Annotated in this window: 15 protein-coding genes; 7 read left to right on the top strand and 8 right to left on the bottom strand. The window is 69.4% G+C overall.

Features of this window, described 5'->3' with window-relative positions; translation table 11 throughout:
• Nucleotides 1–7 precede the first annotated feature (7 nt).
• Nucleotides 8–3,226, top strand: a complete 3,219-nt coding sequence (locus AC07NI_RS07310; protein ID WP_494617349.1) for a family 78 glycoside hydrolase catalytic domain — start codon at nt 8–10, stop codon at nt 3,224–3,226.
• Here the strand turns inward: AC07NI_RS07310 and AC07NI_RS07315 are convergent.
• Genes AC07NI_RS07315 through AC07NI_RS07335 form a run of 5 tightly spaced genes read right to left on the bottom strand, consistent with a single transcriptional unit; the run spans nt 3,223 to nt 11,039 of the window.
• Complete coding sequence (locus tag AC07NI_RS07315) at nt 3,223–4,827, bottom strand: M20/M25/M40 family metallo-hydrolase (protein ID WP_494617351.1); 1,605 nt, start codon at nt 4,825–4,827, stop codon at nt 3,223–3,225. The genes AC07NI_RS07310 and AC07NI_RS07315 overlap by 4 nt on opposite strands.
• The gene (locus tag AC07NI_RS07320; protein WP_494617353.1) at nt 4,824–6,146 is read right to left on the bottom strand and encodes a CapA family protein; all 1,323 of its coding nucleotides are present in this window, start codon (nt 6,144–6,146) and stop codon (nt 4,824–4,826) included. Before AC07NI_RS07320 ends, AC07NI_RS07315 begins: the two co-directional genes overlap by 4 nt.
• The gene (locus AC07NI_RS07325; RefSeq protein WP_494617355.1) at nt 6,134–7,837 is read right to left on the bottom strand and encodes a M61 metallopeptidase family protein; all 1,704 of its coding nucleotides are present in this window, start codon (nt 7,835–7,837) and stop codon (nt 6,134–6,136) included. The genes AC07NI_RS07320 and AC07NI_RS07325 overlap by 13 nt, the downstream gene beginning before the upstream one ends.
• Entirely contained in the window at nt 7,837–8,778 is a 942-nt protein-coding gene (locus tag AC07NI_RS07330) for an ornithine cyclodeaminase family protein (protein ID WP_494617356.1), read from the bottom strand. The genes AC07NI_RS07325 and AC07NI_RS07330 overlap by 1 nt, the downstream gene beginning before the upstream one ends.
• A 2-nt stretch (nt 8,779–8,780) precedes the next feature.
• A complete protein-coding gene (locus tag AC07NI_RS07335; RefSeq protein WP_494617358.1) occupies nt 8,781–11,039 on the bottom strand; it encodes a TonB-dependent receptor in 2,259 nt (752 codons plus the stop codon).
• Between the two features lie 296 nt (nt 11,040–11,335).
• Between AC07NI_RS07335 and AC07NI_RS07340 the strand changes: the two genes are divergently transcribed.
• The 4 genes from AC07NI_RS07340 to AC07NI_RS07355 all read left to right on the top strand — a co-directional run bounded on the left by AC07NI_RS07340 (nt 11,336) and on the right by AC07NI_RS07355 (nt 15,217).
• Nucleotides 11,336–12,031, top strand: coding sequence for a helix-turn-helix transcriptional regulator (locus tag AC07NI_RS07340; protein WP_494617360.1), 696 nt, complete (start codon nt 11,336–11,338; stop codon nt 12,029–12,031).
• 8 nt (nt 12,032–12,039) lie between these two features.
• Nucleotides 12,040–12,948: a transcriptional regulator GcvA gene (gcvA, locus tag AC07NI_RS07345; protein ID WP_494617362.1), complete on the top strand. Its 909-nt coding sequence runs from the start codon at nt 12,040–12,042 to the stop codon at nt 12,946–12,948.
• 155 nt (nt 12,949–13,103) lie between these two features.
• On the top strand, nt 13,104–13,868 hold the full coding sequence (locus AC07NI_RS07350) for an SDR family NAD(P)-dependent oxidoreductase (RefSeq protein ID WP_494617364.1): 765 nt from the start codon (nt 13,104–13,106) through the stop codon (nt 13,866–13,868).
• 83 nt (nt 13,869–13,951) lie between these two features.
• The gene (locus tag AC07NI_RS07355) at nt 13,952–15,217 is read left to right on the top strand and encodes an MFS transporter (protein ID WP_494617366.1); all 1,266 of its coding nucleotides are present in this window, start codon (nt 13,952–13,954) and stop codon (nt 15,215–15,217) included.
• On the opposite strand, the gene AC07NI_RS07360 is transcribed toward AC07NI_RS07355, so the two are convergent.
• Both AC07NI_RS07360 and AC07NI_RS07365 read right to left on the bottom strand, forming a co-directional pair.
• Nucleotides 15,207–16,397 carry an LptF/LptG family permease gene (locus tag AC07NI_RS07360; RefSeq protein ID WP_494617368.1) on the bottom strand — a complete coding sequence of 397 codons (1,191 nt, stop codon included), beginning with the start codon at nt 16,395–16,397 and terminating at the stop codon, nt 15,207–15,209. The two genes, AC07NI_RS07355 and AC07NI_RS07360, sit on opposite strands and share 11 nt — an antisense overlap.
• Nucleotides 16,398–17,648, bottom strand: a complete 1,251-nt coding sequence (locus AC07NI_RS07365) for a glycosyltransferase family 4 protein (protein ID WP_494617370.1) — start codon at nt 17,646–17,648, stop codon at nt 16,398–16,400. It lies immediately after the preceding gene.
• Between the two features lie 193 nt (nt 17,649–17,841).
• Between AC07NI_RS07365 and AC07NI_RS07370 the strand changes: the two genes are divergently transcribed.
• The gene (locus AC07NI_RS07370; RefSeq protein WP_494617373.1) at nt 17,842–19,017 is read left to right on the top strand and encodes a glycosyltransferase family 4 protein; all 1,176 of its coding nucleotides are present in this window, start codon (nt 17,842–17,844) and stop codon (nt 19,015–19,017) included.
• On the top strand, nt 19,014–19,958 hold the full coding sequence (locus AC07NI_RS07375; RefSeq protein ID WP_494617375.1) for a hypothetical protein: 945 nt from the start codon (nt 19,014–19,016) through the stop codon (nt 19,956–19,958). Before AC07NI_RS07370 ends, AC07NI_RS07375 begins: the two co-directional genes overlap by 4 nt.
• Here AC07NI_RS07375 and AC07NI_RS07380 read toward each other — a convergent pair.
• Nucleotides 19,932–20,687 (bottom strand): DeoR/GlpR family DNA-binding transcription regulator, encoded by a 756-nt coding sequence (locus AC07NI_RS07380; protein ID WP_494617377.1) that lies wholly within the window; start codon nt 20,685–20,687, stop codon nt 19,932–19,934. The genes AC07NI_RS07375 and AC07NI_RS07380 overlap by 27 nt on opposite strands.
• Between the last annotated feature and the right edge of the window lie 80 nt (nt 20,688–20,767).

Raw genomic sequence — 20,767 nt, forward strand, 5'->3', positions numbered from 1 at the left:
TCCCGCCATGACCGGTCCCACCCGGCGCGACGCTCTTTCGGGAACGGCGGCTCTGGCGGCGTGCCTGACGGCAAGCTCCTCACGCGCGGCGACAGCCCTCGCCGCGCCCGGAGCCCTGACCAGCGAGCACGCCGCCGGGCCAATCGGTCTGGATGCGCCGCAACCACGACTGGCCTGGCGGCCGCCCGTGGCGCGCCAGAGCGCCTGGCGCGTGCAGGTCGCCGCCTCCGAGGCCGACCTGCTGGCCGGACGCTTGACCTGGGACAGCGGCAAGGTCTCCGATGCCTTCGCGATCGAGGCTGTCTACGACGGTCCTGCCCTACCCGCCTGCGCCCGCCGCGTCTGGCGCGTACGGCTGTGGGACGCCGACGGCCGCCCTGGCGCCTGGAGCGCCCCCGCCCACTTTGAGATGGGTCTGCTGGTGCCCGAGGATTGGGGAGACGCCGCTTGGATCGGCCGTCGCCTGGAGCCGCCGCGCGGCTGGACCGACCAGACCCTGACGATCGACTTCACGCTAAAGGGCCGGTTCTTCGACGTGTTGTTCCGGGCGCGGCCCGAGGGCAAGACCTATGGCGAGGCCTATGCCTTGCGGGTCGGCCTGGTGGACGACGTCCCGTCGCTGATGCTGCAGGTTCGGCAGTATCCCGGCGGCGCGACTTCGCAGGTCAAGCTGAAGCGTCTGCAGGTCTGGCCCCTGCCGGCCGCGCTCGCCGAGCTGAAAGGCCAACGTCGACGCCTGACCGTCGAGGCGCACGGGCCGAGCCTCCGCTTCAGCCTGGACGGCGTCACGGTCGGCGCGATCGAGGACGCCACGCAGGCCGAGGGCACTTTCGGCTTCCTCGCCCCCGAGGCCGAGGCCGCTGTCATCCATGCCGTCGACCTGAAGGCCACCGATCGTCCAGGCTTCGCGAGCCGCTTCGAGGGCGGCGACAACCCCTTCACCGGCGGCGATGTCACCGGCGAGGGCCTGGTCCTCGCGTCCGGCGTTCCGGGCAAGGACCTCGTCGTCCCCCTGGCGTACCCTGCCCCGCTGCTGCGCCGCGCCTTCGCCATCCAGGGCCAGATCACCAGCGCCCGGCTCTATGTCGCGGCCGGCGGCTGGGCGGCGATGACCGTCAACGGCGCCGCGCTCGGCCAGAGCGCGCTGGCGACCGGCTGGACCGCCTATGACAAGCGCGTCCTCTACCAGACCCATGACGTCACCAACTTGCTGAAGACCGGCGACAACGTCCTGGCCGCCGAGTTGGGACGCGGCTGGTACGGCGTGGCCGAGCCGAACGAGTGGTACTTCCACAAGGCTCCGTGGACCGCCGAGCCGGCGCTGAAGGCCCGACTGGAGATCACGCTGGCCGATGGCTCCACCCAGGTGCTGACCACCGATGAGACCTGGCGGACCACTGACGGGCCGTGCCTGTGGGACTCGATCTACGCTGGCGAGCGGCGCGACGCCCGGCGCGAGCCGTCGGGCTGGCGCGACCCGGGCTTCGACGACCAGGCCTGGGACGCCGCCCTGCCGAGGCCAGGTCCGGCCGGCCGACTGGTGGCCGCCATCCACGAGCCGATCGCACCGGTCGCCCGCCACACCGCCGTCGCGGTCAAGGCGATCCAGCCGGGGGTCTGGCTGTTCGACTTCGGCCGCATCCGCACCGGAATCCCCGAGCTGTCGATCAGCGGCCCCGCCGGCCAGACCGTGTCGATGGTCCTGGCCGAGAAGCTGCGCAAGGACGGCGCGATCCAGGTCGCCAGCGGCCTGATCGACGCCCAGCTGATGACCTATCGCTACACGCTGGCGGGCCAAGGTCGCGAGACCTGGCGGCCCGCCTTCGGCTATGGCGGTTTCCGCTATGTCCAGGTCTCGGGCCTGGATGCCGAGCCCTCGCTCGACGCGGTCACGGCGGTCGAGATCCATTCGGCGGTCGCCTCGATCGGTGAGTTCCGGTGCAGCGACGCCCTGGTCAACGACATCCACGACGCTGCCCGTCAAGGCCTGCTCAACAACATGCACGCGGCCCAGACCGACACCCCCAGCCTGGAGAAGAATGGCTGGACCGGCGACGCCCAGGCCTCGTCGGCCGCCGCCGCGATCAATTTCGACGTCGCCCGCACCTGGGAGAAGTGGTTAGGCGACTTCGTCGACGCCCAGGCTCCCACCGGCGAGCTGCCCGAGATCGTGCCCTCGACGCCCTTCTATGGTTTCGAGAACACGCCGGGCTGGAACTACATCTGGGGCCCGACCCCGGCCTGGGACGTGGCGGCCTTCATCCTGCCCGAGGAACTGACGCTGCGCTTCGGCCAACCGCCGTCGGCGCCGGTCCGCGCGCTCCAGAAACGTCTGACCGACTACACGATGCGGTTCCTGAAGGCCTCCGACTACCGCTACGACCACGGCCTGGGCGAGTACGCGGCCGCCGGCCCGACCGGTCCGGTCGACGCCACCTCGACGGCCTATGTCTTCCACATGCTGAAGGCCACGGGCCAGGCGGAGCTCGCGGCCAAGGTCCGCGCCGCCTACAACGCCCGCTATTGGGACGCGACGGCCGGGCGCTACGTGGCTCCGCCAGAAAACGGCAAACCCGCGCCCTACAGCCAGACCATGAATGTCCTGCCGGTGGCGCTGGGTCTCGTTCCCGACGGTCAGGCCCAGGCCGTGATGGACGGCCTGGCCGCCGACATCGCGGCCAAGGGCTACAAGCTCGATGTCGGCGTCTACGCCCTGCGCTACCTGCCCCTGCTGCTCAGCGACCACGGCCATGGCGACACGGTGTGGAAGATCGTCACCCGCACCGACGAACCCAGCTGGGGCTTCTGGCTGAAGAACGACATCCGCAGCATGCCCGAAGGCTGGAGCCTGAACGCGCGGTCGTGGAACCATCACTACTTCGCCTCGATCAGCAGTTGGTTCTACGAAGGTTTGGCCGGCATCCGACCGACGGCGCCCGGCTATTCGCGCCTGATCGTACGCCCGACGATCCCCACGGGCCTGTCCGAAGCCAGCGCGACGCAGCAGACGCCGCGCGGCGATGTCGTCTCCCGCTGGCGTCGCGAAGCCGATGGTCTGGTGACGCTGGAGGTCGCCATCCCTGGCGCCTGCGCGGCTGAGGTCTGGCTGCCGAACGGCGGTGCGAAGCTGACCCGCGCCCCGGCCGGCGCGCGCTGGATCGGTCGACGAGGCGACCACGCCGTCTACGCGATCACGCCCGGCAACTGGACGTTCCGCTTCAATTAGCCGGCGCGCGGAGCCCGCGCGTCCGCATTGGCGCTGTTGAGCAGGAAGATCGCCAGGACGGTCGCGCACTGGGCCAGGTCGTCCGGCGACAGACGCTCCAAGGTGTCCAGGTTCGTGTGGTGCGCCCGGCTGTCGTAGTCGAGCGGGTCCTGCAGGAACGAGATCCCCGGCAGGCCGATCTCGGTGAAGGTCGACTGGTCGGCCGGCCAGTGCGGCCCGTCATAGACGGCCAGCACGCCCAAGTCCTTCAATGGCGCGATCCAGCCGCGATAGAGCTCGGCCAAAGCCGGGTTGCCGCCGGTGAAGACGCCTCGGATACGGCCTGAGCCGCCATCCAGGTTGAAGGCGACGCTGAAGTTCTCGCACTCTGGCCCCTTCTCCAGCGGACCGACCTTGGCCCGGCGGCCCTCGACCGGCAGCGCCAGCTGCTCCGGCGCGGTCGAGCGCGGGACATGGCCCAGGCGCTGGCGGGAATAGGCCTCGGAGCCGTACAGCCCCTGCTCCTCGCCGCCGTACAGCACGACGCGGATCGTGCGGCGAGGCTTCAGGTTCAGGGCGCGCAGGATGCGGATGACCTCCAGCGTGGCGGCCACGCCCGCGCCGTTGTCGGCCGCGCCGGTCCCCGTCGCCCAGCTGTCGAGATGCGCGCCCATCAGCACGACCTGGGCCTTCAGCGCCGGGTCCGAGCCGGGCAGCTCGGCGACGACGTTGTAGCCGGGCTCGGCGGGGTCGCCTTCCTCGGTGACGATCTCCATTTGCAGGCGCACCGAGGTCCCGCCGCGCGCCAAGCGCCAGCAGCGGCCATAGGCTTCACCGGTCAGGTGCAGCACCGGAAAAGCCGGACGCTCGGCAGTCAGCCACGGCCGTCCGCCCAGCTCGGAGCCATCGACGGTCATGACGCCGGGCTCAGCGCCGCTGGACAGGATCACCGCCTTCACGCCCTCGGCCGCGAGGAAGGTGTTGCGGCGCGCCTTGAACAGGCCTTCGCGGCCTTGCCGCGCTCGCCGTTCGGTGACGGTGCGGTAGTAGGCGCGCACGGCCTCGGCGGCGTCGCCGCGGACCACTTGCTCGTCGGTGTAACGGACGATCGGCGCGTCCGTCCCCGGCGCGGTCGCGGGCGGCGGGTTCAGCAGGACGATCCGGCCGCGCAGCTTTCCGGCCTCGCGCTGGAGGTCCTCGTCGGTAGCCAGTTGCACGGCGACGACGTCCGCTTCGATCACCCCGTTCGTCGCCACCGACCAAGAGCCAGCCTGGGCGACGAACGGGGCGCCGTCTGGCGCGGTCATCTTGGCCCACGCTCGGACCTGTCGCCAGGACAGTCCGAACGGGCCGATCGGCTCGAGCCTGGGATCGCTCAACCCCAGTTCGCGCAACCGCGCCAACGACCAGTCATAGGCCCGCCGCATGTTGGGCGAGCCCATCAGCCGCGCGCCCACGCCATCGACCAGGCCGGCGGCGTAGGTCATCGCCTGTCCGCGCTTCAGCCCCTCGTCGCGGATCGCCTGGTAGAGGGCCAGGTCGGGCGTCGGGCGCGCCAAGGCCGGCCGGGCGAAGGCCAACGCGCCGAGGCCTACCAGCGCCTGACGCCGCGCCAGCCTCATTTCGCGGCCACGCGGATCACCCCGACGTCGCCTTCGATCTCGATGCGGGTGCCGAACTGGGTCGAGGCGGCCTGGATGCGCTTGAGGATGCGCTGGGCCTCTTCGTGCGAGGGCGACCTCGGCGTGCCCAGCAGGCGGTCGTCCTCCAGGTTCTGAACGAACGGATGGATGCGGATCACCGACACGCGACCCTTGTCGTACTCGCTGACCGCCACGGCGCCGTCGTACCAAGCCTCCGGCAGGGTGAAGCCCCGGAACTGGCGATGCTTGTCGCCGACCTGGAACATCAGGCTGCCCATGCCGTAGAAGATCGGCCGGCCGTGATAGATCTCGACGCCCAGCAAGGCATGCGGCCCGTGGCGCACCACGGCGTCGGCGCCGGCGTCGATCAGCTCGTGGAACAGTCCGGTCATGTAGTCGGCCGGACGGACGTCCTCCGGGTCCGACGAGGCCGTCTCGTGAGCGTGGATCGAGAATACTACCAGATCGGCCTTGCCACGCGCCTCCTTGACGCTGGCCAGGGCGGCGGCGCGGTCGTCGGTGTTGAGGTCGTAGCTCAGGCCCGCGCGGTCCTCGACGCGGAAGGTCGTGCGGCCGATGGTCAGTTCCTCGCCGGTCTTGGCGGCGGTGAAGACCTCGGGGTTCTTGGCGGCATCGGGCGTTTCCGAGCGCGCGGCGATGGCGCGCAGCGTGCTCATCTGCGCGGGCGTCACCAGCTGCAGCTCGCGTGAGCGCAGGGGCGCCAAGCCCGGCCGGGCGCGGAAGCCTCGGGCCGGATTGGCGTCGGCGGCGATCGACAGGTCTGTATAGGTGCCCGCGAACGACACCAGGGCGACCGTGCCCTTGGGCGTCTTGGCGTAGGCCGGCTGGCGGGCCGCCGTCAGGCTGTCGCCCGTGCCGGCATGGACGAGCCCGGCCGCGTCCAGCGACCGGTGGGTCTGGATCATGCCCTCGGCCCCGAAGTCGGTGGCGTGGTTGTTGGCCATCGACATGATCTTGAAGCCCATGGCCTTCAGGTCGAACGCCACCGCCGCGTCGTTGATCGGCGTGCCGCCGCCGTTCTGGGCGGCCGGATAGCCGGGGAACTTGTCGAGGTCGAAGACCGCCCCTTCCTGGTTGCCGAACGCGGCGTCCGCGCCCGACAGCAGCTTTTGGATCCGGAGCGTGCCGGGGTCGCCATAGCCGGTGATCGGCTTCTCGGGCCCGATCAGGTCGCCGGTCACGGCCAGCGAGAAGCCGTCCTTGACGCTGGCGGGAGCCTGGGCCGAGGCCGAACCGGCAAGCGCGGTGGCGACCAGGGCGAGGGTCAGTAGACGCATTTCACGCTCTCCGTCCCCGGCTTGCGCATCCACTGATACACGTCCACCGCCTCGCCGCGCGGCAGGTAGGTCAGCGGGAAGGTCTTGCCGTCGCGGGTGACCTTCAGGGTGAGGGTCGCGGCCGGATCGCCCTGCACGCCGTCCAGGGCGACGGCATAGGTGACAATGTCGCCGTCCTTCAACCCGACCTTGGCGGCTTCAGAGCCTGGGATCAGGCCTCGGATGGTCTTGGTGGTCCCGACCAACGACTTGGGCTCGAAGCCCAGCTCGAAGCGGCGGACCTTGGCGGTCGTGCGGGTGAAGCAGGGACCGAAGTCGCCCGGCTCGGGCAGTATCAGGCCACCGGCCAGCATGCTCTCGTGCAGCTTGCGACCGTCCTCGCCCAGGTCCTGGACGATTAGATCGACCCAGACCGCGTCGTCGGCCTTCTGGCCGGCGGCGAAGCGATGGTTCATCTCCCGCACCAGGTCGTCGACCGAGCGCTTGCCGCCGCTGGCCCGCCGCAGACGGCCGTCCAGCACGGCGAAATAGAGCCCGCCCCGGTCGTAGGGCAGCACGCGGATGCGGCTGTCCTCCCAGAAGCGCGGCGCGATCTCGCCGTCTGGCGTGTCGTTCAGTGGATTGGCGTAGTAGCGCCGGGCGGTGTCGTTGAGGTCTTCCAGGAATTCCTCGGGCGACAGCAGGCCGGCGCGGAACGGCAGCAGGCCCTGGTAGTGGACGGCGATCCCCTCGCCATACCACTGGCCGGCGTCGGAGTCGGTCCAGGTGTGGACCATCTCGTGCGACAGCGTGCCCTTCAGGCTGTCGCCCTTGGTGTCGGCGCCGTAGGTGGTCAGGAACGAGCGCGTCAGGGCCGTGCCGCCGCCAGCGTTGATCGGATTGTAGCGCAGGAACACCCGGTACGGTGGGACGGTCTTGTCCTGGAAGAAGCCGCTCATCCAGCCGTGCAGGCGGTTGGTCCAGGCCATCAGCGGGGCGGGATCGAACGGCGGCTGGCCCAGCCAGGCCGACGAGAAGCCGGTCTGCGATACCACACGAGGCTCGCGCTTCATCGGCCCGGCCATGAACACGGTCGAGGCCAGCTGGTCGGCGGGGCCATCCGGCAAGGCGACGTCGCCCTCGCCGAAGCTGGAGGTGGCGGTCGAGTCCTTGGGTAGCGCCGACAGGTCCCAGCTCAGGCTGATCTTGCGGGCCGTTTTTTCCTCGGGCAGCAGGATGAAGGTGTTGCCGACGCCCGAGACGCCGCCGCCTTCGGTGCGCAAGGCATAGGGCGGGCCCGAGCCGCGCTTGGGCGGGGTGTTGTCGACGGGCGCCAGGTAGCGCACCACAACCGGCCCACGCGTGGCGCGGCCGGCCAGCCAGTGGCGCGACCAGACCAGGCCCTTGGCGGGATCGTCCTGCACCGTCAGCGGGATGTCGCCATCGGCGTCTGTCACCTTCAGCCCGGTCAGGGTCTCGGCCACCGTGGCGGTGTTGGCGATCACCATCGGCAGGGTCAGCAGCGGCGCGCCGGCCTGGGCCGGCAGTTCCGAGAAGCGCAGCTCGACCTCGAGCGTCCCCTGCCCGGTCGCCTCATCCATGCGGCTGGGCTTGAGCTTCACCGCCAGCGACGGACCGGCCAGGGCCGCGCCCGAGGCGCTCAGCAGGAGGACGGCGGCCAGGCCGCCCAGTCGATGCGCCAGGGTCATCATCACGCTCGCTCGTAGAGATAGGCCGCGGCCGCCAGGTCCTGCACCGCGTGGCCGATCGACTTATAGACGGTGATCTCGGAATCCGACTGGCGGCCCGGCGCGGTTCCGGCCAGCACCGCGCCGATCTCGGCCTGGATGCAGTCCTCGGACACCAGGCCCGAGGCGATGGCGCGCAGGAACTCGCCGGCCCCTGTGCGCGCCGACTCCCGGCTCTCGACGAAATAGCGCCCGACCGAGACCACGGCGGCCTCGGCCTCGGCGGCGGAGGCGACGCTGGCGCCGACCAGGTTGACGTGGGTTCCCGGCGTCAGCCAGTCGGCGAACAGGACCGGCTCGACCGCGCCGGTGACGGTGCAGACGATCTGGGCGTCCGTCACGGCCTCGCGCGCGTCGGCGATCGGAACCACCGACAGACCGGTCTTCCGCGCCATCGCCGCGCAGAACTCCGAAGCGCGCTCCATCGAGCGCCCCCAGACCCGGACTTCGCGCAAGGGCCGCACGCGGGCCAGGGCCTCGATGTGGGCGCTAGCCTGGTGGCCGTAGCCCATCACCGTCAGCCGCTCGGCATCGGGAACAGCCAGGGCGTCGGTGGCCACGGCGGTGCCGGCGGCGGTGCGGATCAGGGTGATCGCCCCGGCGTCGGCGACGCAGACCGCCTGGCCGCTGCCGGTGTCGAACAACACCACCACACCCAGGTGCGCGCTGCGGCCCGGCGCGAGTGGATCGGCGAAGACGCTGATCAGCTTGGCCCCGAAATAGCCCTTGGTCAGCAAGGCCCCCGGCATCTGGCCGAACAGCCGCCCCGCGCCGATCGGGATGATCGAGCGAGGCAGCTGACGGGTCTCGCCGGCGGACAAGGCGATCATCGCCTCGCGCACCGCCGTCCGGCAGCCCCCGATGTCGAGGCCTTGCAGAACAGCGGCTTCGTCGAGAAACTTCATGCTCAGAAGCTGCGCGTGACGCTGACGCCCACGGTGCGCGGCTGCAGGAAGATCGCCTGCGGCGAGCTGGTGCCGCCACGGGTGGTCGCCTCGATCACGCCGCGCTTGTCGCCGATGTTCTTGAGGTAGGCCGAAATCCGCCAGTCGTCGTTATAGACGCCGGCCCGCAGGTCGACGGTCGTATAGGACGGCAGTTTCACGCGCGCGCCGAAGGCTTCGTTGGCGGTCGTGGTCGGCAGGATGTTGGCGAACTCGGCATAGCGGGCGCCGACATAGGCCAGGCTGGCGCCGGCGAAGGCCGAGAAGCCGCCACCGATCGACCAGTCGTACTCGCTGGACAGGCTGGCCGAGAACTTGGCCGAACCCGGCAGGCGGTCGCCGCTGGCGCCGTAGATCGGTGAAGCCCCGGCCGGCGAGCGCAGGCCGTCGGTCAGCTTGGCGTCCAGATAGGTCGCCGCCCCGTCGATCGAGAAGCCACGCACCGGCGACCAGCGCCCCGACAGCTCCACGCCGCGGCTGCGGGCGGTCGAGCCGTTGGTGTAGTAGGTGAACTGCGAGACGACGTCCGTGGTCAGCAGCTGGATGTCGTCCCAGTCGATCTGGAACACGGCCGCCTCGTACGAGATCCGCGCCGCCGGGATCGCGCCCTTCAGACCGGCCTCGTAGCTGGTCACGGTGTCGGACTTGAACGACAGCGGGATGCCCGCCACGCCCGTGCTGTTGGGGCCGCCCGGGCGGTAGCCGGTGGCGATCCGCAGATAGGCCATCATGTCCGGCGAGATCTTGTAGCTGGGCGTCAGCAGCCAGGTGAAGGCGTTGTCCGACGACTTGGCCTGCGGCACCGACGAGCTGGGGCCGAAGAAGCGCTGGGCCGGGGTGGCGATGGTGGTGGTCGAGGCGCTGTCCTGGTCGTTGGACGAGTAGCGCGCGCCCACCTGCACGTCGAACTTCGGCGAGACGTGATAGGTCACGTCGGCGAACGCGGCCTTCTCCTCGAACTTGGCCGGGGCCACAGAGGTATAGGCCGTGGTGTCGCCCTGACCGTGGACGACCAGCACTTGGTCCACGGCGATCTTCTCGTGGGTGTAGAAGCCGCCGACCAGCCATTCCAGCGGACCATCCGACTTCGAGGCCAGGCGGATTTCCTGGCTGAATTTCTCGGTCTGGTCGGCGTTGATCAGCGAGACGCTGCCGCCCGCGGCCGAGAAGGCCCCGAGCAGGAAGCCGAAGGTGTTGGTCTGGTCGAGGTCCGACTTCGACTTCACGCGGTCGAACGCGCTGATCGAGGTCAGGTCGGCGAAGCCCAGGTCCAGGGTGGCGCGGCCCTGATAGAGCGTGAAATCGACGTCGCGCTTGGTCGGGGCGATGTTCAGCGTCAGGTCGCCAAAGAACGGCGTGAAGGTCGGCGTCCCCTGGAACGCGCCCGTGCCGCACGAGGGGCAGATGCGGACCTGCGGCGTTCCGTAGAAGTGAGCGCGCTGGCGCATGGCCGACAGGTCGATCGAGAAGGTGTCGGTCGGCTTGAACAGCAGGGCCGCGCGACCGCCCTTGACGGTGTTCTTGTTGATGTCGTCGGCGCCGCCCTTGGCGTTGATGTTGTCCAGATAGGCCGGGTCGCGGCGCGTGAAGGCGCTGGCGCGCAGGGCCAGCTTGTCCTGGACGATCGGCACGTTGACCGCGCCGCGCAGCGAATAGCCCTGACCGCCGCCGGCGATGTTGTTGCCGCCGGCCTCGACGCGGCCGCTGAAGCGCTGGGTATCGGGAGCGATGGTCACGTACTTGACCAGGCCGCCCAGGCTGGAGGCGCCGTACAGCGTGCCTTGCGGGCCGCGCAGGATCTCGACGCGCTGCAGGTCTGACGGATCGACGTCGATCAGCGGCGACTGGGCCGAGGCCGCGCCCGAGGTCAGCGGCACGTCGTCCAGGGCGAAGGCCACGGTCGAGGCGGTGCCGCCGCCGGTGGTGACGCCACGGATGGCCACGCCGTTGGCGCGCTGCTCGGTGCCGCCGCCGCTCAGCGACACGCCGGGCACGCGGTTATAGAAGTCGCGGATCTGGACCAGGTTCTGCTGCACCAGGTTGTCGCCGCTGACCGTCGCCACAGACACCGGCACATCCAGCAAACGCTCGGACTTCTTCTGAGCCGTGACGACGATCTCGCTCATCGTGTCGCCCGCGTCCTGAGCCCAGGCCGCAGAGCCGGCCAGCAGGCACGCGCCGCCCGAACCCGCCAGCAGGATAGCCTTCATACCGTTGCGCATCTCAATCCCCCAAGGAGCGGAGATGGCGCATACGCCGCCCCCGAGACCAATGTTCGGGGAGGAGCATTGCAACAGATCAAAGACGACTTCAACATTTTGTTGATACGATCGACAGTACGTTGAGGTGCGTGGATTTCCGCATAGATTCCAGGCGTTTCGTGATCGAATTTAAGGCTTAGGCGCGCGGATCGACGGCGGAGCGGCTTCGTGTTACGCCGGACCAGCCCTGGAATATCAACGTGCTGTTGAAGGCCATGCCGCTAGATGAGTCGCTCCAACCCCGGCCCGGATCGCCCATGACCAGCCCTCCCTCCGTGCAAGACGAGCGAACCCTGCTGGGCGTCCTCCAGGGCGTGGCCAAGGCGCTGGAGTGCGCCGTCAGCCAGCATACCGAGGTCGTGGTCCACAACCTGCGCCAGCCGGAATCCTCGATCGTCGAGATCGTCAACGGCCATGTCAGCGGTCGCCACGTCGGCTCGGCGATCATCGCCGGCCCGGCCGAGGACAAGGCCTTCGACACCCTGGTGGCCAGCAAGGCCAACGCCGCGCCCAACGAGGTGCGGGTCGTGGCCAACTACACCTCGCGCGCCAGCGATGGCCGCACGCTGCGCTCGTCGTCGGTGGTGATGTTCGACGCCGAGGGCGTGCCCGCCGCCGCCCTGTGCGTGAACGTCGACATCAGCGCGCTGGACAGGATCCAGCGCGACATCCAGAGCGCCCTGATCCCCTCGGTCCTGCCGCCCCTGCCCGCCCCGCGCTCGGAGGCCAGCATCGAGGACCTGATCGAGGAGATCATCGCCCAGGCCCTGGGGAGCGCCGACGCGCCGCCCGATCGCATGTCCAAGGCCGAGAAGAAGACCGCCGTCTCGATCATGCACGAGCGCGGCCTGTTCGTGATCCGCGGCTCGGTCGAACGCGTCGCCGCCCGCCTGGCCGTCACCAAGTTCACGATCTACAACTATCTCGACGAGATCGGCGCCAAGCGGTCATAGATCGCGGCATGCGGTCACCCATCCATCTAAACGCCTTGCGGGCCTTCGAGGCCAGCGCGCGGCACGGCAGCTTCTCCCTGGCCGCGGCCGAGTTGAATGTGACGCCGGCCGCTGTCGGCCAGCTCGTGCGGACGCTGGAGGACTGGCTGGGCTCGCCGCTCTTCCACCGAGGCAGCACGGGCCGCGCCAGGCTGGTCCTGACCGAGGCGGCCGAGCGCGCCCTGCCTGACATCCGCGCCGGGTTCGATAGCCTCAGCCTGGGCCTCGCCCGTCTGCGGGAGGCCAGCTCAAACGGCGTGCTGACCGTCACGGTCAGCCCGGCCTTCGCCGCCAAGTGGCTGCTGCCGCGTCTCGACCGGTTTCAGGCCGCTTGGCCGGACATCGATGTGCGGCTGGACACCAGCCTCAAGCTCCTCGACTTCGCCGCCCAGGGCGTCGACATCGGCGTGCGCTACGGGCGCGGCGTGTGGCCAGGCCTCGTCGCCGAGACGCTGATGGAGGAAGAGGTCTATCCCGTCTGCTCGCCCGTTCTGGCCTCGGCCTTCCGGTCCGTGGCGGACCTCGCCGGGCACACCCTGATCCACGACCTGTCGGTGGACGCCGCCGCCGGCTTCGCGACCTGGGACACTTGGCTGCGCGATGCCGGCGCGCCCGAGGTCCCGACCGCCCGGGGCTTGCGGATCAACAACTCTGCCGCCGTGCTGCAGGCGGCCATCGACGGCCACGGCGTGGCGCTGGCTCGCAGCATCATGGCCCATGACGACCTGGCGGCTGGACGGCTGGTGCGGCTCTTCCCCGAGATCACCGCGCCCTCGGCCCTGGCCTACTACGTGGTCTATCGCCTCGAGTGCGCCAGCCTGCCCAAGCTGACCGCCTTCCGCGACTGGCTCGTCGCCGAAGCCTGGCCCCCGCGCTAAGGTTTTCCTTTAGCGGACCGCAAGATCTTCCCGTTTGTCGGCGTCCACGCGCCGGCCGATGATCCGTTCGACATCAACACAGGCCTGACGGTCCAGCCGGGAGCGCGACGCGCTTTCCGATGCGCGGCCGCACGCCTCGAACGGAAAGAAAAACCATGCGCTTTGCAGGCAAGGTCGCCGCGATCACCGGTGGCGGCTCAGGGATCGGCAAGGAAACCGCCGCGCGGTTCGTGGCCGAAGGCGGCAGCGTCGCCCTCAACGGTCGCGACCGGGCCAAGCTTCAGGCCGCCGCGCGCGAGATCGACCCGACGGGCCAGCGCGTCGCCATCTCGGCCGGCGACATCGCCGATCCGGCCACCGGCGCGGCGCTGGTCGAGGCCGCCGTCGCGCGGTTCGGCCGGCTGGACGTGCTGGTCAACAACGCGGGCGTCTTCAATCCCAAGCCGTTCCTGGAGCTGACCGAGGCCGACTACGACTGGTACCTGGACACCATCCTGAAGGGGAAGTTCTTCACCGCCCAGGCCGCCGCCAAGGCCATGACGGACGGCGGCGCGATCGTCCAGACCGGCTCGATGTGGGCCATCCAGGCGATCGGCGCGACGCCTTCCGCGGCTTATTCGGCGGCCAACGCCGGCGTCCATGCCATGGTCCGCAACCTGGCCATCGAACTGGCCCCGCTGAAGATCCGCATCAACGCCGTGGCCCCAGCCGTGGTCGAGACGCCGGTCTACAACACCTTCCTGTCTGACGAGCAGGTCAAGGAAGTCCTGCCGACCTTCGACGCCTTCCACCCGCTGGGCCGCAACGGCCAGCCCGGCGACGTCGCCGAGGCCATCCTGTTCCTGGCCTCGGACCAGGCGTCCTGGATCACGGGCGCGGTGCTGCCGGTCGATGGCGGCGTCACCGCCGGCCGCCCGTAGCCTGGGCAGGAAGGAATAACCTTCAAGTTTTTGCTAGATGAGGTCTCAGGACGGGCCCACGACCCGCAGGAGGCGCCAACCGCATGCTCGGCCAAGCCCGCGAATGGCGCCCCACCCTGCTCTACGGGCTCGCCCACTTCGGCAAGAGCCTGTTCTGGTACTCCAGCGAGATCCTGTTCGCCTATTTCCTGACCGAGCTGGTCGGGCTGGCGTCGAGCCAGATGGGCAGCGTCCTGGCGGTCGGGTTCCTGGTCAGCGCGGCGATCGACGTCGCCATGGGCCTTGGCCTGCGGCGCCGGTTGGCCGCGCCCGGCGCCGCAGGCCGTCTCCAGCTCGTCGGCGCGATCCTCAGCTCGGTCGCCCTGGCCAGCGTGTTCGCCGGCGCCCTGGCGCCGCCGAACCTGCGCTATGTCCATGCGATCGTCGCCGGGATCGGTTTCCGGATCACCTTCGCCCTCTATGACATCCCGCAGAACGCGCTGATGTCGCTGGCCACGTTCGACGAGGCCAGTCGCCTGCGTCTGGCCTCGACACGGATTTTCTTCAGCGGCCTGGCGACGCTGACGGTGGCGGCGGCCGTGGGCCCGATGGTGGCCAGCAGCGAACGCGGCGGCGGACCCGCGGTGCTGCTGGCCACCACGGCTGTCTTCGCGACGATCGCCATCATCAGCGCCGCGCTCCTGGCGCGCCTCATGCCGATCACGGCGCCCTCGACGGCGTCGAGCGAGCCTCGTCGCCCCTGGCGACCGCCCGCCGTCTTCTGGCTGCTGATGGGCCTGGCGTTGATCACTACCGTCTTCACGCCCGCCTTCAGCAAGCTCGAGCCCTATTTCGCCACCTATGTCCTCGGGTCCGCCGGTTGGGGCGCGGCCATCCTCAGCCTGATGGCGATCGGCATCCTGATCGGCCAGCCAGTGTGGCTTCACCTCTGCGAGCGAGCCCGGCCTCCACAGGTGATGATCGGGACGGCGCTGCTGCAGATCGTGTCCCTGGCCGCCTTCTGGCTGGTCGGGGCGCGATGGCCGGCGGCCGCGGCCCTGGCGGCGCTGGGCTTCGGCCTCGGCAACGGCGGCGTCGGGATGATCCAGTGGGCGGCCTTCAGCGAGTCGGTGGCGCGTCACGCGCCCGACCGGACCGGGCTCGCCTTCGGGCTGTTCGTCGCCAGCAACAAGATCGGCCTGGCCATCGGCGGCGCGCTGATCGCCACCGCGCTGGCCGCCACGGACTTCCGCGCGGCCGACAGCCCCGCCCTCGTGACGTTGATGACGCTCATTCCCGGCGTCGGCGCGGCGCTGCTGATCCTGAACGGCCTAGTGTGGTTGCGCAGCGATCGCTTGCTCAGGCGTTAGCGCGCTTACGGCGAACGGCCTTGGCTAGCGCGGCGAAGACCTCGGCGATGTGCTCGGCCAGCCAGCTCACCGGGTTCTCGCCGGGACGCCGACGGCTGACGATGAAGGTGGCGATGCAGGCGGCCGCGAACAGCGCCGCCGGCAGGCCGATGGTCACCAGCGCCGTCAGCCGGACGGCCGTGGCCTGACCCAGGATCATCGAGGTCTCGAAAGCGAACAGCAGCAGGCCTCCCGTCACCACCGCCGAGCCCGAGCCCGCCCGCTTGGCGCTGAGCCCGAACGGCACGGCCAGCAGCGGCAGCAGCGGCAGGATCATCGCCCTGGACAGGCGGGAATAGAGCTCGGCCAGCAGGGCTTGCCGAGGCAGGACCGGCGACGGGCGGCCAAACCCCTGCTGCGCCAGTTCGATCAGTGTCAGCTCGCTGACCTCGTCGCCGCGCAGGCGCAGGAGCTTGGCGGCCTGGGCCAGCGGCAGGTCGAACATGAAGCGCGAGAAACCGGCGACATAGACCTGTCCCTGCGGGGTCGTGCTGATCTGCCGGCCGTCGTTCAGCTCCAGCGAGACGCTGCGGTCGCCCGGCTCCTTGTGCACCACCGCCGAGACAGACGTCAGGATATCCTCGCGCCCGTCGGGCTGGATCAGGCGAATGAAGACGCGCTCCAGATGACGTCCGCTGGCGTCGGCGCGATCGGCGGTCAGGAAGACGCCGGCGCCGCTGGAGAACAGGGCCTTGGGCCGCACGTCGCCGTTCCAGCCGGCGTTCTCGGCCGCGTGCAGCACCGCGTGATAGGCATAGCGGCTATAGGGCTGGATGAAGCCGAACAGCAGCACGCTCAGGAACATCAGCAGCACGCCGAGTCCCACGAAAGGCGTGGCGAAGCGGCCCAGCGACATGCCGCTGGCCAGGATCGCGTCGATCTCGGAGCTGCGGTTCAGGCCGTTGACGACGACGAACAGGCCGATGAAGAAGCCGCCGGGCAAGGTCAGCCCCACATAGTGCGGCACCAGGTTCACCAGCAATTCGGTAAGGAACTTGAAGCCCTGGGTCGTCTGCGACAGCAGGTGGAAGGACCGCATCAGGCGCTCCATTAGGAACGCCACCATCGTGCTCACCAGGACAGCCGTCATCGGCGTCAGGGTCCGCCGCAGCAGATATCGGTCGAGGATGGACAGGATCATCTAGGAGACGGCCGGCTGGGGCTCGACCATCCCGGCGTTTCTCCGGATTCGGATACGCGGCTCCTGCGCGACGGGTTCGAGGCGCCCGGTCGCCAGCGGCCGCCGTTCCAGAGCCTCGGCGTAGATCTCCACGACCTCGTCGAGGATTTCCGTCCAGCGATAGGCGGCGCTGCGCTCCAGCGCCTCGGCGGCCAAGCGTAGCCGTTCCTCGCGATCGACGAGCAGGCCCGACAAAGCGTCGGCATAGGCTGACGGTCGATCCGCGCACAGCAGGCCATTGCGACCATGGCGCAGCAACGCGCGAGTATTGGGCGCATCGGCGCAGACCATGGCCAGGCCCGAGGCCATGGCCTCGAGATTGACGTTGCCGAAGGTCTCGGTGGTGCTGGGATTGAGGAAGATGTCGCCGCTGGCCATCGCCGTGGCCAGCGTTTCGCCGGACAGGAAGCCGGCGAACACCGCCTTCGGCAGTCGCTCCTCGAACCATGCGCGGGCGGGACCGTCGCCGATCACCAGCACCTGGGGCGAACGGCCCGCGGCTTCGAGCTGTCCGATCGTCTCGGCGAACGCCCCCAGCCCCTTCTCCATGACCAGCCGGCCCAGGAACACGATCACCGGCCGGTCCGGCGCGAAGCCCTGGCTCGCGCGCCACGCCTCGCAGCGTCGCCCGGGGTTGAAGAGTTCAGGGTCCACGCCCCGCGCCCAGGTCCGGACGCGGGTGGAGAGGTTCTGCCCCCGAAGCTCGTCGCCGATAGCCTCGGTCGGAGCCATGACGTAGTCGCACGCGCCGTAGAACTTCCAGAGCTGGTTGCGGACCAGCGGGCGCAGCCGGCCGAGGCCATAGTAATCGAGATAGGTGTCGAACAGGGTGTGCAGGCTGGCCACCACAGGGACGTTCAGCTTGCGTCCGAGCTTCATCGCCGCCGCGCCCAGCAGGTCCGGCGCGGACAGGTGGACGAGGTCCGGCGCGAACGCCTCCACGTCCCGCCGCACGTCGCCGGGCAGACCCAGCGCCAAGCGATAGTCGCCGCGGAACGGGACCTTCACCGACGGAACCGAGACGAGTTCGCCCATCGGCGCGAACGCGGGATTCGGTCCTGTGGGCGAATAGACCCGCACTTGGGCGCCCATCGTGCTCTGCAGATGGCCCACCAGCCGATTCAGCGACTTGTTGGCGCCGTCCAAAGTGTAGTTGTAATTGCCCGAAAACAGGGCGATCCGCAGTGGCCGCGCGCCATCAGCAGAGGTCAAGGCCTTGAAATCCATGACAGTCCTTCCCCGTGCGGTCCCCGGTCCCCCGACCGGGGCATCGCGCTTCCCCCGAAGCGACATGCATTGGGACTTACAGCAGGCCACGCCGTCGTTTTTATGAAGGCGGGCGCCGCATCACCGTCATGGTACTGATTTAGCGGTGACGACGGGGTCTTTTGGGGGAAACCGCCGGATGCGGATTGTCGATGTCGCCGAGTTCTATTCGCCTACCGGTGGGGGCGTACGGACCTATATCGACCGCAAATTCGAGGCTGCGGCCCAGCTGGGCCACGAGTTTTTCGTCATCGCGCCGGGGCCGGAGGATCGATTCGAGCCGCGCAGCGCGGGCGGCGTGATCTGGGTCCGCTCCCCTCGCCTGCCGTTCGACGCCAACTACTACATGTTCTGGGACGCCGCCCCGGTGCACCGGCATCTTGATCCGCTGTCGCCGGACCTGGTCGAGGCCTCCTCCCCCTGGCGCGGCGCCTGGATCGTCGCTAGTTGGCCGACAACAACCCCGCGCGCCATGTTCATGCATGCCGACCCGGTGGCGATCTATCCGCAACGATGGCTGGCCCCCATCGCCAGCCCCGAGCGGATCGACCAGCTGTTCGAGTGGTTCTGGAACTATCTCCGTAAGCTGACGGGACGGTTCGGGTCCGTCGTCGCCGGCGGACAATGGCTGGCCAAACGCTTCGAGCAGCACGGTGTGGCGTCGGTGGCGGGCATACCGCTGGGCGTCGATCGCGCCGCGTTTTCTCCGCGCCTGCGGGACGAGCGCTTGCGATCGGACCTGCTCAAGGCCTGCGGCTGTCCCGACGACGCCAAGCTGGCCCTGGCCGTCGGGCGTTTCCACCCCGAAAAGCGCTGGCCGATGGTGATCGAGGCCACGTCCAGGGCCAGCGCCGATATCCCGATCGGCCTAGTGGTGGTCGGCGACGGCATCGACCGCGCCCGGGTGCTGCGCGCGGCGGCCGGGAAACCGAACGTCCACGTGATCCCGCCGATCCGCGACCGGCCCCTGCTGGCCGCTCATCTGGCCAGCGCCGACGTCCTCGTGCACGGCTGCGATTCGGAGACCTTCGGCCTGCTCCCGGCCGAAGCGATGGCCAGCGGCCTTCCCCTGGTGGGTCCGGATCGCGGCGGTTTCGCCGACCTGGCCCAGCCGGCGAGCTCGGAGATCTATCGCTCGGGCGACACCGACGCGGCCGCCGCCGCCATCCGCCGACTGTTCGCGCGCGACCCCAGCATGCTGAAGGCCGCCGCGCTGGAGGCGGCGTTCAAGGTCCGGCACGACACCGACCATTTCGCCGAACTGTTCGACCACTATCAAGCGGTCGCCGGCGTCGCGAGGTCTCGCGCGGCGTGACGCAGCCCATCGATCCCCTCGCCGACGAAGCGCCGCCCGTGAAGGCGAAGAACGCCTTGTGGTGGAACCTGCTGGGCGTCGCGGTGTCGATCGGCCTGGTCGCCGCGATCCTGGTCCAGTTGGGCGGCGCGACCTCGGACGCCTTGAAGATGATCGTCCAGCTGCCGCTTGGCGTCTGGCCAGTCCTGATCGCGCTATATCTGACCCAGCCGATCTGCGACTTCGCGGTCTACCACCGGCTCTGGAACCTGCCCTCGCGCGCCTTCGAGACCCTGCTGCGCAAGAACGTGATCAACGAGGTCGTCCTCAACTACAGCGGCCAAGCCTATCTCTATGTGTGGGCGCGGCGCGCGGCCGGCGCGGTGGCCACGCCGTTCGGCGCCATCAAGGACGCCAGCATCATCTCGGCGCTGCTGGGCAACCTGCTGACCCTGGTCCTGGCCGCGGTCAGCGCGACGCAGCTCCGGGACCTTGGTCTCGTCAGACAACTTGGGCCGGCGCTGTGGCTAGGGCTGATCCCGATCGCGATCTCGGTCGGCCTGCTGGTCTTCGGACGCCAGGTCTTTTCGCTGAAGCCCGGTCAGCTCGCCTTCGTCAGCGCCGCTCACGGCCTGCGCCTGGTCGTCTTCACGGCCCTGACCGTGCTGGTCTGGCAGATGGCCCTGCCGGATGTCGCTCCCGGCGTGTGGCTGGTGCTGATGGCGGTCCGCTACCTGGTTTCCCGCATCCCCTTGCTGCCGAACAAGGACCTGATCGTCGGCAATCTGATGCTGCTGCTGATGGGCGCGCACGCTCCCGTCGCCGTGCTGATGGCGGCGCTCGCGCTGACGACGCTGTTCATGCACCTGAGCGTCATCGTCGGGCTCGGAGCCATCGACCTCGTGCGCGGCCTCGGACGGCCGGCGCGCAAAGCTCTAAGCGACCACCACCTCGGCATGTGAGAAGGCCTCTTCGAACGCGGGGCTCAGCGCCGCGTCGGTGATCAGGACGTCGACGTCCTTGAGCGAGGCGGTGTGGACCAGGCCCACGCGGTCGAACTTGCCTTGGTCCACGGCCAACAGCACGCGTGTGGCCGTCGAATAGGCGATGCGGCTCATGATCGCTTCACTGGGCGAATGGTCCATCAGGCCGTGCTCCAGGTTCACCGCGCCGACGGTCAGGACCGACAGGCTGGGCCGGAAGCCGGCCAGGAAGTCCTGGGCGTGGCGGTCGGAGAAGGACTGGTAGGCCTCGTTCAGCTCGCCGCCGGCCAGGAACAGCGTGTGACCCCGGTCCTTGCGGATCGCCTGGGCCACGGCCAGCGAGTTGGTGATGATCTTCAGCTGGCGATGCTCGCCCAGGGCCTTGGCCACGAAGCACGAGGTCGAGCCGCTGTCGAGGAACACGGTGTCGCCGTCAGCGATGAACCGGACCACCGCCTCGGCGATGCGGGTCTTGCCGGCGACGTTCTTCTGCATGCGCAGGTCGAACGGGCCTTCGATCTCCTGGGGCGGCAGGCGGACCGCGCCGTGCAGGCGCACGATCGTCCCGGCCTCCTCCATCACGCGCAGCTCGCGCCGGATCGTCTCCTCCGAGACCGACAGCGCCTTGGCGATGTCGGCGATGGCGCGCGTCTGGCTGGGCTCGAGCAGGTTCAGGATATCGCGCTGACGATCGTAGCGTTTGAGCATTCTCTGTCCGTCTCTGGCGGGCCTTACGACACTATGACGTGAGTCCCGAGGTATGAAGGCGTCCCCGACCGGCAGGGGAA

It is taken from the genome of Caulobacter sp. GW821-FHT10E02 (assembly GCF_059415225.1).

Coding starts and splice junctions, on each gene's coding strand:
- AC07NI_RS07310 (WP_494617349.1), top strand. CDS start 8: ATGACCGGTCCCACCCGGCGCGACGCTCTTTCGGGAACGGCGGCTCTG.
- AC07NI_RS07315 (WP_494617351.1), bottom strand. CDS start 4,827: ATGAGGCTGGCGCGGCGTCAGGCGCTGGTAGGCCTCGGCGCGTTGGCC.
- AC07NI_RS07320 (WP_494617353.1), bottom strand. CDS start 6,146: ATGCGTCTACTGACCCTCGCCCTGGTCGCCACCGCGCTTGCCGGTTCG.
- AC07NI_RS07325 (WP_494617355.1), bottom strand. CDS start 7,837: ATGATGACCCTGGCGCATCGACTGGGCGGCCTGGCCGCCGTCCTCCTG.
- AC07NI_RS07330 (WP_494617356.1), bottom strand. CDS start 8,778: ATGAAGTTTCTCGACGAAGCCGCTGTTCTGCAAGGCCTCGACATCGGG.
- AC07NI_RS07335 (WP_494617358.1), bottom strand. CDS start 11,039: ATGCGCAACGGTATGAAGGCTATCCTGCTGGCGGGTTCGGGCGGCGCG.
- AC07NI_RS07340 (WP_494617360.1), top strand. CDS start 11,336: ATGACCAGCCCTCCCTCCGTGCAAGACGAGCGAACCCTGCTGGGCGTC.
- gcvA (WP_494617362.1), top strand. CDS start 12,040: ATGCGGTCACCCATCCATCTAAACGCCTTGCGGGCCTTCGAGGCCAGC.
- AC07NI_RS07350 (WP_494617364.1), top strand. CDS start 13,104: ATGCGCTTTGCAGGCAAGGTCGCCGCGATCACCGGTGGCGGCTCAGGG.
- AC07NI_RS07355 (WP_494617366.1), top strand. CDS start 13,952: ATGCTCGGCCAAGCCCGCGAATGGCGCCCCACCCTGCTCTACGGGCTC.
- AC07NI_RS07360 (WP_494617368.1), bottom strand. CDS start 16,397: ATGATCCTGTCCATCCTCGACCGATATCTGCTGCGGCGGACCCTGACG.
- AC07NI_RS07370 (WP_494617373.1), top strand. CDS start 17,842: ATGCGGATTGTCGATGTCGCCGAGTTCTATTCGCCTACCGGTGGGGGC.
- AC07NI_RS07380 (WP_494617377.1), bottom strand. CDS start 20,687: ATGCTCAAACGCTACGATCGTCAGCGCGATATCCTGAACCTGCTCGAG.